Origin of the sequence: Enterococcus sp. FSL R5-0957, from assembly GCF_038008005.1 — a bacterium.
Taxonomy (GTDB): Bacteria; Bacillota; Bacilli; order Lactobacillales; family Enterococcaceae; genus Enterococcus_B; species Enterococcus_B faecium.
Genome location: NZ_JBBOYG010000001.1, coordinates 1,981,967 through 1,995,000, shown reverse-complemented (window position 1 = coordinate 1,995,000; position 13,034 = coordinate 1,981,967). Strand labels below are relative to the sequence as shown.

Sequence of the window (13,034 nt, the reverse complement as noted above, 5' to 3'; positions counted from 1 at the left end):
AAGATGAGATTTCCCATTTCTTTAAGAAAGTAAGATCCCTGAGAGATGATCAGGTAGATAGGTCAGGAGTGGAAGTACAGTGATGTATGGAGCGGACTGATACTAATCGATCGAGGACTTAACCAATAGGTTAAAAGAAAAGAACTCGGAAAAAAACTTATGTGACTTCAAATCCAGTTTTGAGTGAACAAAATTTACTCAATAAAAGATAACACCACAGTGTGGTGGCGATAGCGAGAAGGATACACCTGTAACCATGCCGAACACAGAAGTTAAGCTTCTTAGCGCCGATTGTAGTGAGGGGTTGCCCCTTGTGAGAGTAGGACGTCGCCACGCTGATGTTATTCCGGCATAGCTCAGTTGGTAGTAGCGCATGACTGTTAATCATGATGTCGTAGGTTCGAGTCCTACTGCCGGAGTAAAAGTAGATGTAAGAAATATCATAAGATATTTCTTACATCTTTTTGTTTTGAGCAGGACTTTAGATAATTTTATTAATATATGCTAGCATGCTTTTGTAAGAAAAAGAAAGAGGGCGTATTAGTTATGTATCTTAAAATTACGGAACAAGCACAAGAAAGATTACAAAAATATATTGATGAAGGCGCAACAGTTATATTGGATTTAGATGATGGCGTTGGGGAATATTCTAAAATGGGTGTTTGCTCTTTAGATACTAGTTTTCGTTTACTTCTTCTTGATAAAGAACAGAGAAAAAATGATTATAAACTCCAATTAGATAGTGATATTGGGGATGTTTATATAAAAGATTATTCAAAAATGTACATGGATGAACATATGACCCTTTCTTTAGATCCACGTCTAGGTGTATTTACTCTTGAAAGCCCAAGTGGTTCTTTAGACAGTCTTGTTCAATTAGTAGATCTACGACCAGAAAAATTCTCTGGCATGAAACAATAATTTTCTCTTCATTGATCCATGATCCATAAAACTAGTCTCAATCAAGCTGTATTGAAAAAACAAGACAACATTCTTACCATGGTAAATAAAAAAGACGACACATTTTGTCGTCTTTTTTTAAATTAACTATTTTCGATAAAAGATCGCATAGCTTGTGCCATTATTTCTGGCTTTTCTCTATTCAATTCATGTTTTCCGTTTTTAATAAAGAGTAGCCGGCCATTCGTTGAAAGTTTATATAAACGTTTTGCTGCTGGTTTATTCGCATGATCTTTGGTACCGCATAAAATCAATTTAGGAAGTCGTGATGTACGAAGCTGTTTTTTGCAGTCTAATGTTTCAAGTGAACGAAGTAGGGTAAGGGTTTGTTTTTTAGATAGACCTAATTTTTCAAATATCTTAGAAGGTACGCAGTAAAAATAAATATTCTGGAAAGTAAGCAATAAGCGATTAGGAGACTCAAATTGTGGAGCGACTAAAACAACCTTTTTTAAATATGGAGAAGGAGTTGCAAGATAGTTTAAAGCAATAACAGCGCCTAAAGATAATCCACATAAAATAAAAGGTTCCTTTATCTGATTCAATTGTACTTCGATGTATTTGGTTAAGTCGTCTAAAGTAGTAGTGTCTGTGCTGTTTAAATGATTGAACAATGAAAGACTTTTGCAAGAATAACTATTGGGTAGATAAGAGATTACATCTTTCCATGATTGTTCGTCTTGGCCTAGACCATGCAAAAAAACAATTTTCATATTGCTCTCCTTTTTATAGTTATCATATAGACTTTCTTTGTACTATTAAAATATAAACATTCATTTCTTATGTCATAAAATAAAAAAACAGCGCAGACACATTGTTAAACCAATATGCTACACTGTTTAAGGAAGCCACTTGCCGGGCTTGAACCGGCGACCTCTTCCTTACCATGGAAGCGCTCTACCAGCTGAGCTAAAGCGGCATTATCATTAATACAAATAATAGGATAACGAATATTAATGTATTTGTCAACAGAATTTTTTCGAAAAAATGTGTTTCTCTAATAGGAAAACAGATTTTAGAAAAAATAAAAATAACAAAAAATGCGAACGGTTTCTTTGATAATATAATAAAAAAATTCAAAAAAAGTATTGCGTTATTTAGAAGAAATTGATATTATATTCATGTACTTGATTCCGGCATAGCTCAGTTGGTAGTAGCGCATGACTGTTAATCATGATGTCGTAGGTTCGAGTCCTACTGCCGGAGTAAATAAAAGCTTACACAGCTAAAAAAAGTCTTCCATTTTTATACTGTATATCGCTTTCCTTGGAAGAGAGTAAAGTCTTCTACGCACAATTCAATTAACCATATTTCCCGTCATCGCTAAATACGAAATAAATGAGCATCCCTACACCAATCAAGGCGCAAGCTACCCCAAGGAAAGGGACAATATTTCCAAAATGTTCTGTATTCATAAGTATGCTACCACCTACAAACAAAAAGCCGCCAGCCATCAGATTTTTCATTTTATTTATCCTCCTTTCTTGCATTATAGTATTTTATTCATTCAGCATTCTTGAACGTTATTTTGTAGAATTATGTTCTTCTAAGCCTTTTCTTTACTATACAGTCCATTATCATGATCTCATAGAAGTATCCCCATTTTTATCTGAAAATTATCGATACCGTATGAAGTTTTCCTTCATGAAATTGTAAGTATATTCTCATTCAAGTGAAATTTTCATCATAGAAGAGATTGTATTTCTAAATTCTTAAGAGTAAAATACGAAGTATAACTTGGATTTGGAAGGATGATTGGATGAAAGCCATTACGCCTGATATGACAACAAAATTTAACAAACAGTTTCAAGCAAATATCAAACAGCAGGCATTGCAGCGGGCAGTTGTGAAGAACGGAATTACCGCTTCTGCTGAAAATGTTTCAGCACATGTGGAGAATACACCGGTATTTTCTATAGATTTGGCTACGGGGAAAGTGGCTAATCAAATGCAATCGGGGCGTTGCTGGATGTTTGCTGCACTGAACACATTCCGTCATAAGATGCTGAATCAATTCCATTTAAAAGAGTTTGAATTATCACAAAATTACACTTTTTTCTGGGATAAATATGAAAAGGCAAATTATTTCTATGAAAACATCATTGCAACAGGAAAAGAGGCAATCGATAGCCGGAAAGTAGCTTTCTTACTCGCTACTCCTCAACAAGATGGCGGCCAATGGGATATGATCGTTTCATTATTCCAAAAATATGGCGTTGTGCCTAAATCGGTGATGCCGGAAAGTGCGAATAGTTCAAATTCTCGAGATTTGAATAACTACTTGAACAAATTACTGCGTAAAGATGCAGTAGTGTTACGGAAAATGGTTGCTCAAGGAGAAACATTAGACGCTATTGAAGAAAAGAAAGAAGAAATGCTTGAAAGCATTTATAACTTCTTATCTATCTCATTAGGAACACCTCCAAAAGAATTCGATTTTGAGTACCGCGATGAAGAAAAGAACTATCATCTTGACCGAGGACTGACACCACAAATTTTTTATGATAAATACATCGGTGTAAAATTAGATGATTATGTTAGCGTGATTAATGCACCAACAAAAGACAAACCATTCAATCGTTCTTATACAGTAGAGATGCTAGGAAATGTCGTTGGCGGGAAAGAAGTCAAATATCTGAATGTTGATATGGAAACTTTCAAAAAATTAGCGATTGCTCAGCTTGAAGAAGGAGAATCTGTTTGGTTTGGTTGTGATGTAGGTCAATCTTCTACTAGAACTAGTGGCATCATGGCCTTAGATGCTTATTCAATGGATGATCTATTTGATACGGATTTTACAATGACTAAAGCTGAACGTTTAGATTTTGGAGAAAGTCTGATGACCCATGCGATGGTATTGACCGGTGTTGACTTAGTAGACGGGCAATCAACAAAATGGAAAGTCGAAAATAGCTGGGGCGAAAAAGTTGGAAAGAATGGCTTCTTCGTTATGAGTGATGCCTGGATGGACGAATATACGTACCAAATCGTTGTAAGAAAAGATTTATTGACGAAAGAGCAATTAAATGCGTTCAATGAAGAACCAATTGTTCTATCTCCGTGGGATCCAATGGGTGCTTTAGCATAGACGAGTATTTCAATGAAGAGTATGTAGTAAAGATAAAAAGAGCTGGCTTATGTACCGACCCCCAAAAGTTAGACCAAAAAATCTAACTTTTGGAGGTCGGTATTTTTTATGGCTAAGTATACTTTTGAACTTAAATTAAAGATCGTTCATGATTATTTGGATGGCAAAGGCGGAAGTGATTATCTGGCAAAGAAGTATTCCATTAAGGCTCCATCACAAGTGAAGCGCTGGATCAATGCCTATCAAGAATTTGGTGAAGAGGGTCTAGTAAGAAAGCGACAAAAGAAAAAATATTCTGTTCAATTTAAGCTGGATGCGATAGAGTTATATCTAACAAGTGAGCTGTCCTATCGTGAAGTTGCCAACACACTTAACATGAACAACCCTAATTTGATCGCTAGTTGGATGCATCAATTCCGTGAGGGTGGGATCGATGGACTCTCAAAAACGAAAGGATGTCCACCTATCTTGTCTAAGAAAAATGAACCCAAAAATAAGAAAAAATCTACAACTAAAGCAACGTCTGAAGAACGTGAACGCATCGAGGAGTTGGAGAAACGAGTCCGTTCCCTTCAAATTGAAAATGCCTTTTTAAAAGAATTGAGGAAGCTGCGAAAACAGGAAGCCCAACAACGACGAATGAAGCAATCGCACGAATCATCGCAAGCCTCCGAGGACCGTTTAAATTAGTTGAGCTTCTAGAAACTTTAAAGTTCCCTAAGGCAACCTTTATGTACTGGCAAAAACGATTGGACCGTAAAAATCCAGATCAAGAGATTGAAGCGGAAATGCTTAAAATTCGGGAGAAGCACAAGGATTATGGCTGTTTACGGATGACCAATGAACTAAGAAACCGCGGTTTCTCTATCAATAAAAAGAAAGTTCAGCGCCTGATCAAGAAGCTAGGAATAAAAGTAACGGCATACACACGTAAATCACGGCGCTACAATTCTTATCGAGGACAAGTCGGAGCAGTAAGTAGCCAAAAATCGGATCCATCGTCGTTTCTACACCAGTATCTGCCATCAGAAAATCACGACGGATACAACTGAATTTAAATACCATGAAGTGGATGCCAAAGGCATTATCCGTCAAAATAAATTGTATCTAGATCCTTTTATGGATATGTTCAATAGTGAGATTTTATCCTATCGTATCTCTGAAAAACCCAATGCATTAGCGGTAATGGAAGGTTTGGAGGAAGCTATCCAGACCACTAACGATTGTCCCTATCGTCGTACGTTTCACTCAGATCAAGGTTGGGCGTATCAAATGAAAGCTTATAGAAACAAATTGAAGGAGTACAAAATCTTTCAAAGCATGTCTCGGAAAGGGAACTGCTTAGATAATTCACTTATGGAGAATTTTTTTGGCTTATTAAAACAAGAGATTTTTCACGGGAAAGTTTATAACTGTTTCGAGGAATTAAAATCAGCCATCGATAGCTATATCTATTACTACAATAATGAACGGATAAAACAGAAATTAAACTGGCAAAGTCCCGTCCAATTTCGTAAAACAACCGTAACGGTTGTGTAAAAATATCATTTTAGAGCATGAAAAAAGGAGTGGATTTCTCCACTCCAAAAAAGTCTAACTTTTGGGGGTCACTACATTAAGCCAGCTCTTTTTATCTTTAAAGTCCATTCCCTGTTTTTTATGGTCCCTGTGCTATAATTCTAAATAAAGGATAAGGATTGGAAATAATCCTTTTATCATTAAAAATATGATGACGAAGTAGAATAAAATTGGGAGTAGGGGGGAAAGTCATGGATATCCAAACTGTTTTATCTGATCTGAAATTAAATGGTAAAGTGATTCCAGTTGTTGGTGGCGATGTTAATCAGACCTATCGTATAAAAACCGAACATCGTGCTTATTTTTTAAAAATCCATCCGAATGTAAAAAAAGGATTTTTTGAAGCAGAAGTAGACGGATTAAAAGAACTGTCAGCATTCGTACGTGTACCGGATACGTATATGCTAGGTGAAACAAGTGAAGGCGCTTATTTGTTAATGGAATGGATCGAGCCGGGAAAAGGGGATCAACGAGATCTTGCTGCAGCTTTAGCTAATCTCCATCAGCAAACAGCGCCACAATTTGGTTTTCGTAAAGATAACTATTTGGGTACACTTGTTCAGAAAAATTCTTTTGAAGAAGATTGGTGGACTTTTTTCTTTAAAGATCGGCTTGAATCCCAGATTTCTTTGGCAGAAGAAACGAATCGATGGAATGTACAGCGTCAAGAAAAGTATCTGCGATTTAAAGAACGTGTATTGAAATCGGTTGAACCAAAAAAGATCACTCCACGCCTCTTGCACGGAGACCTGTGGAGTGGTAATGTGTTCTTTGACCAGCAAGGGCATCCAGTTTTTGTCGACCCAGCTGTTTCTTATGGGAATCGGGAACAAGATATTGCAATGAGCCAGTTATTCGGTGGTTTCCGACCGGAATTTTTAGATGCTTATAAAACTATATTTCCATTAGAAAAGGGATGGAAAGACCGACTGCCGATTTACCAGTTATATTATCTTTTGGCACATTTGAATATGTTTGGAGAAAGTTACGGTTCCCAAGTAGATCAATTACTAGAAAATTTTTAAGAGGAGGGCGTGTTTTTGGCAAAAAAATATACCAAAAAGCATGAAGTTTCATATTATGAGTGTGACATCAACCAAACGATGACATTTCCTTCGATGTTAGGAGTAGTTATCAAAACGTCTGAAGATCAAAGCGACCAGTTGGGAAGAGGCAGTGAATTCGTCAATAGCTTTGGACTTACTTGGGTCATCACGAATTATTCCATGGAGATTAATCGTCTCCCTAGAGTCGGTGAAGTAATCTCAGTAACGACTCAAGCCATGGAGTACAATAAGTTTTTCTGTTATCGGAACTTCTGGATCCATGATGAAGATGGGAAAGAATTAGTCAAAATAGAATCTGTTTTCGTATTGATGGATTTTGTGAATCGAAAAATGAGCAGTGTTAATGAAGAGATCATTGCTCCTTTTGAGAGTGAGAAGATCAAGAAAATCAAGCGTCAGGAAAAAATTGAAAAGATTGATTCGGGCTTCATGTTGCCATATCGTGTTCGTTTTTATGATATCGATAGTAATCAGCATGTTAATAATGCGATGTATTTTAATTGGATCATTGACGTATTAGGATATGACTTTTTGACTACGCATGTTCCAGAAAAAGTAATTATTCGATTTGATAAAGAAGTAGAGTACGGGAATGAGATCGAAAGCCATTTTGAACAAATCCCTATCGAAAATGGTGTCAAAACAAAACATGAAATCCGAATGCAAGAACAGCTGTATTGTGAAGCAAATATTATATGGAAAAATAAATAAAAAGAGGTTGTGACAGAAGGGGTCAGCTTCAAGAAATAAGAAGAAATTTACGAAAATTGTTTCTCAAATTTTTGTAAATTTTCGACTTAGTTTTCGAAAAAGCTATTTTTGTCACAGCCTCTCTTTTTAAGTTTAGCTATTAGATAATGATGTTTAGTTTTGGATAAACGAAATCAATTCTTCACCCGACAAACCATAGTTTACAGCAATCAATAGTTTTAAACGTGCTTTTTGACTATTAATACTGTTACAGAAAATAATCCCCATTTTTTCTAGTTCTTTTCCCCCGCCTTCATAATCATAAACAGGCTCTGCGATTCCATTGAAACAACGAGAAACAAGTACTACAGGGATTTTTTGGACAAGAAGCTTTTCCAAAGCAGCTAAGGCTTGTGGAGGGAGATTCCCCGCACCTAAAGCTTCGATTACCAAACCGTCTACTTTCGTATGGGCGATGGCTTCCAATAAGTCCCCTTGCATCCCAGCATATGCTTTAACGATCGGGATAGTCCCATCTACAGCGGAAATGTCCAGTCGCTTTGTTTCTAAAAGTTCCTGCAAGAATAAAATTCGATTCTTAGTTACTAAGCCGATGGGACCCAATGTAGGTGTTCGGAAAGTAGCAACATTTGTGGTATGGGTCTTTGTCACGTAGCGTGCAGAATGAATCTCATCGTTCATGACCACCAAAACCCCCTTATCTAGCGCTTCTTCACAACTTGCGACACGAATCGCACTTTCAAAATTATAAAGGCCGTCACTTCCAAGTTCATTACTTGAACGCATTGCCCCAGTCAAAACAATTGGTAATTTGTCGCCAATCGTTGTATCAAGAAAAAAAGCAGTTTCTTCTAATGTATCTGTACCGTGTGTGATCACCACTCCGGATATACCTGATGCATAAGCGGACAAGATACGTTCTTTTAATACCAACATGTGAGAAGGCATGATGTGTGGTGAGGGAAGATTGAAGATATCTTCAACTAATAATTCTACATGCTTGGGGATTGTGATTTCTGCATCTAATAATGGGTTTGCCACATCTGGACTAACACCGCCCGTGAGCATGTTTTCTTTCATGGCGATCGTTCCGCCGGTGTGTAGTACAAGTATTTTTTTCATTTTACAGACTTCCTTACGAATAATTTTGCATAGCCGTTAAATCTTATTGTATACTATATAAAAGAGTTTTGCTATCAGTGAAGAATAACGAATAGCCTAACTTATCATAAAAAAGCTGACCTTATTAAAATGGAAAAGACTCAACCTTGACCTCCTAATACAATGGAGTATCTGGTTGAGTTTCTTTTACAAGAAAGCAGCCAAGGAAATCAATCACGAAGGTGGCCGGAAATGATCAGAATCGGATTAACATCGTTTAAAGAACATGACAAATTAACTGGTAAAAAGAATAACGCTCTTTATGAATATGCAGGGTTTCTACCCTTAGTGGAATTAGATACTGCCTATTATGGAATTCCCCGAAAGTCCTCAGTTGAGAATTGGATAAATGAAGTACCTGAATCATTTCGCTTTGTAGTCAAAGTCTATCAAGGAATCAGCGGTCAAGGAGACTGGAAGCCTTATTATCAGACCGAAGAAGAGATGATTGCGCATTTTTTAGATGTTATGTCGCCGATGGTAGATGCTGGAAAGATGTTTTGCTTTTTAGTCCAATTCCCCTCATCATTCAAATGTACGAAAGAAAATGTCCAGTACTTGCGCAAACTTAGAAAGTGGTTTGAGGGTTATCCTGTTTCTATAGAATTGCGGGATTATTCTTGGTACAGCGATGAATTTCTTGAACGTACAAGAAACTTTATGTCTAGAGCCGCTTTTTCTTTAGCCATCATCGATGAGCCGCAGTTGCTGAATACAACGATTCCTTTTGATCCATTTGTCACCAATCCGAACTTTGCTCTTTTTCGATTCCATGGTAGGAATGCGCAAGGATGGCAAGCAAATGATAAAGAGTGGCGTAAAAAAAGAACGTTATATCGTTATTCAGAAAAAGAACTGCAAGAACTAGCACATGAAGTCAAAGTAGTTGATTCTAAGACAAAAGAGGTAGGTGTGATTTTTAATAACAATTCTGGTGGTGATGCGGCTGAAAATGCATTAGCACTGCAAAAAATATTAAATATCAAGCCAGATGGACTCAATCCAACCCAAATGGATCTGTTTTAAGGGCTTATTTTATTCAAGAAAGGGGCGAAGTCTATGATCAAAGCTATTTTTTTTGATATTGACGGAACATTGGTCACCAATCGTTCAAAAGCGTTGGAATCAACAAAACAAGCAATTGAATATGCTCGGAAAAACGGCATTTTATGCGGTGTAGCAACGGGGCGCAGCCCAGTAAAGATCAAAGAAATCATTGATGAATTGGAATTAGATATGTATGTCGTGTATAATGGTCAACTGGTTTTTACTGCAGATCGCACGATTATCGACCACCCTTTTGAACAAAAAGTATTGGAACATATTGTTGAATTTGCAGATGAGAACCATCGACAAATCGTTTTTGGTGCGAGAAATCGGTTAGATGGATCAACGACGATGCTATTAGGACAATCGATTTTTATCAAGCGACTAGTCAGCTTTTTACCGCGTAAATTCCCGGTACGTCTGATGAAAAAAATCCTCCAGGTTTTTAGCCCTCACCGACAAAAGGATCGTTATGAAACGTTAGAGATATTAAAAGAACCAATTTATCAATGTATATTGCTCAGTCCGGAGTCAGAACAGAAAAAGTTAGAACATCGCTTTCCCGAGTGTACGTTTCAGCGTTCAAATACGTATACTGTAGATATCATCCCAAAAGGTGGTTCAAAATTACTAGGCATCCAAGCTTTCGCAAATGCTGTCGGAATTGAAATGGAAGAAATTATGGCATTCGGCGATCATTACAATGATATCGAGATGCTGAAAGGTGTAGGAATTGGAGTGGCCATGGGGAATGCTCAGATCGAAGTAAAACATGCTGCAGACTTTGTGACTCAATCAAATGAAGAAGATGGGATATACGAAGGACTGAAACACTTCGGTCTGATTTATTAGTCAATGAAAGAAGGAAAAAATCAGTATGGAAGCAGAGACACCTTTTCAAAAAGTAGAAACATTCCACAAAACTTTTGATCCAAGAAGACCATAGATACCCACGGCTTTTACAGAAAATGAAGCTCATACACGTGCTGCGTTCAAAATAGAAGAACTTGTTGAATTTGTTGCAGCTACTTCACCTAATAAAGAACAACTGCATGAAGCTGTTATGCTGCTGCACGAAGCATTAGATAAAGCAGAAGAAAAAATACTTGGTAAAACACAGTGGGGAAGTGATCCGTTGATTGAACAAGTAGATGCACTGACAGATATCCTTTACTTTACTTATGGTTCTTTTTCATTACTAGGAATAGTGCCTGATCGAATATTCGAAATCGTCCATCAGGCAAATATGGGGAAATTATTTCCAGATGGAAAACCTCATTATAACCCTGTAACAAATAAAGTGTTGAAACCTGAAAACTGGCAGATGGAATATGCTCCAGAACCTAAAATCGCGGCAGAAATCCAACGTCAGATTCAAGAAGCGATTGCTAAGAAAAAATCCGCTGATATAGGCATGTGCACAAATGAAAAAGAGTGATCAGATTTTCACTATTTTTGTTATCTTTATACAATGGAAAAACAAAAGATTTTCGTTTAAGTTAGTGAATGCATGAAAATAGTATGCTATAATCTAGAATAGATGTCTTTTGCACGAGAGACGTATTATTTGGATTTATGCCAAGCAGAACGCCATCTGTTGCATAAAAGATGCATACTGAAAACGGAGGAACCATAAATGGGAAATAATGTTATCATCGGAATCGTCATTGCAATCATTATAGTCGCCATTGTCGTCTTTTTGGTTAGTTACTTGATGAAGAAAAAAAACCAAGATCGATTGGATGCCTTAGAAAAACGCAAGGAAGAATTATTTGACTTGCCAGTGATTGAAGAAGTCGATGATGTTAAAAAAATGCATCTGGTTGGGCAAAGCCAAAATACCTTTCGTGAATGGAGTCAAAAATGGAATGACATATCTACTTCCTCGTTCGCTGAACTAGAAAGTCAAATTTTCGAAGTGGAAAACCTCAATGAAAGTTTTCGGTTCTTAAAAGGAAAAAAAGCAGTTGTTGAAGCAGAAGCTACAATGGACCAAATGGAGAAACAAGTGACGGAAATCCGTGAAGGTCTAAAGGAATTGCGGGAAACGGAAGAACGCAACTCACTAGCTGTTCAGCAGGCACTTGACGTCTATGAAGAACTGAAAGAAAAAGTCAGAGAAGACGAGCATGAATACGGACCAGCTCTTTTTGAATTGCAAAAACAGATCAAAGTGATTGAAAAAGAATTTACGCAGTTTGTGACTTTAAACACTTCTGGAGACCCTGTTGAAGCCCGCGAGGTTTTGGATAAAGCAGAAAAACATACGTATGAAGTGGAAGCTCTGATGAAAAAAATTCCACCGCTGTATGAGGAGCTCCATACCACTTTCCCTGAACAACTTGAAGAAATCAGTGATACTTACGAGAAATTGATGGAAGAACAATATGTATTCCCAGAAGAAGATCTTGCTGAAGATATCGCAAAAGTAAGTCGAAGAATTGAAAATTCATTAGCCAATCTTGAAAAAACAGAAGTTGAAACGGTCGAATTTGAAAACCGTGAAACAGCTGATTTGATTGATTCGTTATATGATATCTTAGAACGGGAAATGGAAGCTCAGAGATATGTAAAAACTAACCAATCAACGATTGCAGAGTATATCAAACATACAACAAAGAATAACCGTCAATTATTGATTGAGCTGGATCACACATCTCAAAGCTATACATTGAACCACAATGAAATTGGCCGTGTACGAGGTTTCCAAACCGAAGTGGAAGAAATGGAACGTCAAAATGAACAGATGATTTCACAGATCCGTCAACACGAAATTCCTTATTCAGAAGTGCGCACGTTCTATAAAACAGTCTTCAAAGTCTTAGAAGATATCGAAAAGCAACAAGTAGAGATCGACGACTCATTACATGAATTGAGAAAAGGCGAAAAAGAAGCGCAAGAAAAGATCGATACATTCGAATTCAAATTGCGCAGTTTGAAACGTTTTGTAGAAAAACAACGTTTGCCTGGCTTGCCGAATGATTACCTAGAATTCTTTTTTGTTGCTACTGACCGTATTGAAGAACTAAGTGTTGTCTTGAATAAAATTCGAGTAAACATGGAAGAGGTCAATCGTTTAGTTGCTCTATGTGAAGAAGATCTAGAATTATTAGATAAGAAGACACATGATTTAGTAGATGCAGCAGCATTAACGGAGCAAATGCTCCAATATGCAAATCGTTATCGTCATACACACGAAGAAGTGAGAGAAGCAATTGATAAAAGCTACTATTTATTCAATAAAGAATATCACTATCAAGAAGCATTAGACGAAATCGGTACAGCATTAGAGCGAGTAGAACCAGGTGCTTTCAAACGCATCGAAGATTTTTATTTCAATCATCCAGACTTAGTATAAAGCAAAAAAAGTGGCTCTTTGTCAAATGATGTTGGTAAAGAGAAATCTTAGAATAATTGGAGAT

Annotated in this window: 10 protein-coding genes, 3 tRNA genes, 2 rRNA genes and 2 pseudogenes (1 of these 17 cut by a window edge); 13 read left to right on the top strand and 4 right to left on the bottom strand. The window is 37.0% G+C overall.

What is annotated here, in order from left to right; translation table 11 throughout:
* The 4 genes from MKX69_RS09755 to MKX69_RS09740 form a co-directional block, all read left to right on the top strand.
* Nucleotides 1-126 (top strand): 23S ribosomal RNA (locus MKX69_RS09755); it begins 2,789 nt to the left of the window's first position.
* Nucleotides 127-220: 94 nt separating this feature from the next.
* Nucleotides 221-336: ribosomal RNA gene (gene rrf, locus MKX69_RS09750) — 5S ribosomal RNA — on the top strand.
* 9 nt (nt 337-345) lie between these two features.
* Nucleotides 346-419: transfer RNA gene (locus MKX69_RS09745), tRNA-Asn, on the top strand.
* A 127-nt stretch (nt 420-546) separates the two neighbouring features.
* Nucleotides 547-921, top strand: coding sequence for an iron-sulfur cluster biosynthesis family protein (locus tag MKX69_RS09740; protein WP_341009986.1), 375 nt, complete (start codon nt 547-549; stop codon nt 919-921).
* A gap of 122 nt (nt 922-1,043) precedes the next feature.
* On the opposite strand, the gene MKX69_RS09735 is transcribed toward MKX69_RS09740, so the two are convergent.
* Together MKX69_RS09735 and MKX69_RS09730 are read right to left on the bottom strand one after the other, a co-directional pair.
* Nucleotides 1,044-1,673 (bottom strand): alpha/beta fold hydrolase, encoded by a 630-nt coding sequence (locus tag MKX69_RS09735; RefSeq protein ID WP_341009985.1) that lies wholly within the window; start codon nt 1,671-1,673, stop codon nt 1,044-1,046.
* Nucleotides 1,674-1,806: 133 nt separating this feature from the next.
* Nucleotides 1,807-1,879, bottom strand: a tRNA-Thr gene (locus MKX69_RS09730).
* 213 nt (nt 1,880-2,092) lie between these two features.
* Here MKX69_RS09730 and MKX69_RS09725 point away from each other — a divergent pair.
* Nucleotides 2,093-2,166: transfer RNA gene (locus tag MKX69_RS09725), tRNA-Asn, on the top strand.
* 95 nt (nt 2,167-2,261) lie between these two features.
* Here MKX69_RS09725 and MKX69_RS09720 read toward each other — a convergent pair.
* Nucleotides 2,262-2,426, bottom strand: a complete 165-nt coding sequence (locus MKX69_RS09720; protein WP_002319627.1) for a hypothetical protein — start codon at nt 2,424-2,426, stop codon at nt 2,262-2,264.
* A gap of 293 nt (nt 2,427-2,719) precedes the next feature.
* Here MKX69_RS09720 and MKX69_RS09715 point away from each other — a divergent pair, with 293 nt between their 5' ends.
* The 4 genes and pseudogenes from MKX69_RS09715 to MKX69_RS09700 all read left to right on the top strand — a co-directional run bounded on the left by MKX69_RS09715 (nt 2,720) and on the right by MKX69_RS09700 (nt 7,404).
* Entirely contained in the window at nt 2,720-4,048 is a 1,329-nt protein-coding gene (locus tag MKX69_RS09715; RefSeq protein ID WP_002327205.1) for a C1 family peptidase, read from the top strand.
* A gap of 108 nt (nt 4,049-4,156) precedes the next feature.
* A pseudogene (locus MKX69_RS09710) lies at nt 4,157-5,587 on the top strand (IS3-like element ISEfa10 family transposase).
* A gap of 230 nt (nt 5,588-5,817) precedes the next feature.
* Nucleotides 5,818-6,651: a fructosamine kinase family protein gene (locus MKX69_RS09705; RefSeq protein ID WP_341009984.1), complete on the top strand. Its 834-nt coding sequence runs from the start codon at nt 5,818-5,820 to the stop codon at nt 6,649-6,651.
* A gap of 15 nt (nt 6,652-6,666) precedes the next feature.
* Complete coding sequence (locus MKX69_RS09700; protein ID WP_002287962.1) at nt 6,667-7,404, top strand: acyl-ACP thioesterase domain-containing protein; 738 nt, start codon at nt 6,667-6,669, stop codon at nt 7,402-7,404.
* Between the two features lie 153 nt (nt 7,405-7,557).
* Here the strand turns inward: MKX69_RS09700 and MKX69_RS09695 are convergent, their stop codons facing one another.
* Nucleotides 7,558-8,526 (bottom strand): asparaginase, encoded by a 969-nt coding sequence (locus MKX69_RS09695; protein WP_002298855.1) that lies wholly within the window; start codon nt 8,524-8,526, stop codon nt 7,558-7,560.
* Nucleotides 8,527-8,757: 231 nt separating this feature from the next.
* Here MKX69_RS09695 and MKX69_RS09690 point away from each other — a divergent pair, with 231 nt between their 5' ends.
* From MKX69_RS09690 to MKX69_RS09675, 4 genes and pseudogenes are all read left to right on the top strand, one after another.
* Nucleotides 8,758-9,591, top strand: coding sequence for a DUF72 domain-containing protein (locus tag MKX69_RS09690; protein WP_341009983.1), 834 nt, complete (start codon nt 8,758-8,760; stop codon nt 9,589-9,591).
* A gap of 33 nt (nt 9,592-9,624) precedes the next feature.
* Nucleotides 9,625-10,464 carry a Cof-type HAD-IIB family hydrolase gene (locus MKX69_RS09685; RefSeq protein WP_002294078.1) on the top strand — a complete coding sequence of 280 codons (840 nt, stop codon included), beginning with the start codon at nt 9,625-9,627 and terminating at the stop codon, nt 10,462-10,464.
* A gap of 25 nt (nt 10,465-10,489) precedes the next feature.
* Nucleotides 10,490-11,050 (top strand): annotated as a pseudogene (locus tag MKX69_RS09680) (HAD family hydrolase).
* A 198-nt stretch (nt 11,051-11,248) separates the two neighbouring features.
* On the top strand, nt 11,249-12,970 hold the full coding sequence (locus tag MKX69_RS09675; RefSeq protein WP_251843881.1) for a septation ring formation regulator EzrA: 1,722 nt from the start codon (nt 11,249-11,251) through the stop codon (nt 12,968-12,970).
* Nucleotides 12,971-13,034: the final 64 nt, after the last annotated feature.

Bases quoted from the DNA above. Each gene is read 5' to 3' on its own strand.
- MKX69_RS09740 (WP_341009986.1), top strand. From the start codon at position 547: ATGTATCTTAAAATTACGGAACAAGCACAAGAAAGATTACAAAAATAT.
- MKX69_RS09735 (WP_341009985.1), bottom strand. From the start codon at position 1,673: ATGAAAATTGTTTTTTTGCATGGTCTAGGCCAAGACGAACAATCATGG.
- MKX69_RS09720 (WP_002319627.1), bottom strand. From the start codon at position 2,426: ATGAAAAATCTGATGGCTGGCGGCTTTTTGTTTGTAGGTGGTAGCATA.
- MKX69_RS09715 (WP_002327205.1), top strand. From the start codon at position 2,720: ATGAAAGCCATTACGCCTGATATGACAACAAAATTTAACAAACAGTTT.
- MKX69_RS09705 (WP_341009984.1), top strand. From the start codon at position 5,818: ATGGATATCCAAACTGTTTTATCTGATCTGAAATTAAATGGTAAAGTG.
- MKX69_RS09695 (WP_002298855.1), bottom strand. From the start codon at position 8,526: ATGAAAAAAATACTTGTACTACACACCGGCGGAACGATCGCCATGAAA.
- MKX69_RS09690 (WP_341009983.1), top strand. From the start codon at position 8,758: ATGATCAGAATCGGATTAACATCGTTTAAAGAACATGACAAATTAACT.
- MKX69_RS09685 (WP_002294078.1), top strand. From the start codon at position 9,625: ATGATCAAAGCTATTTTTTTTGATATTGACGGAACATTGGTCACCAAT.
- MKX69_RS09675 (WP_251843881.1), top strand. From the start codon at position 11,249: ATGGGAAATAATGTTATCATCGGAATCGTCATTGCAATCATTATAGTC.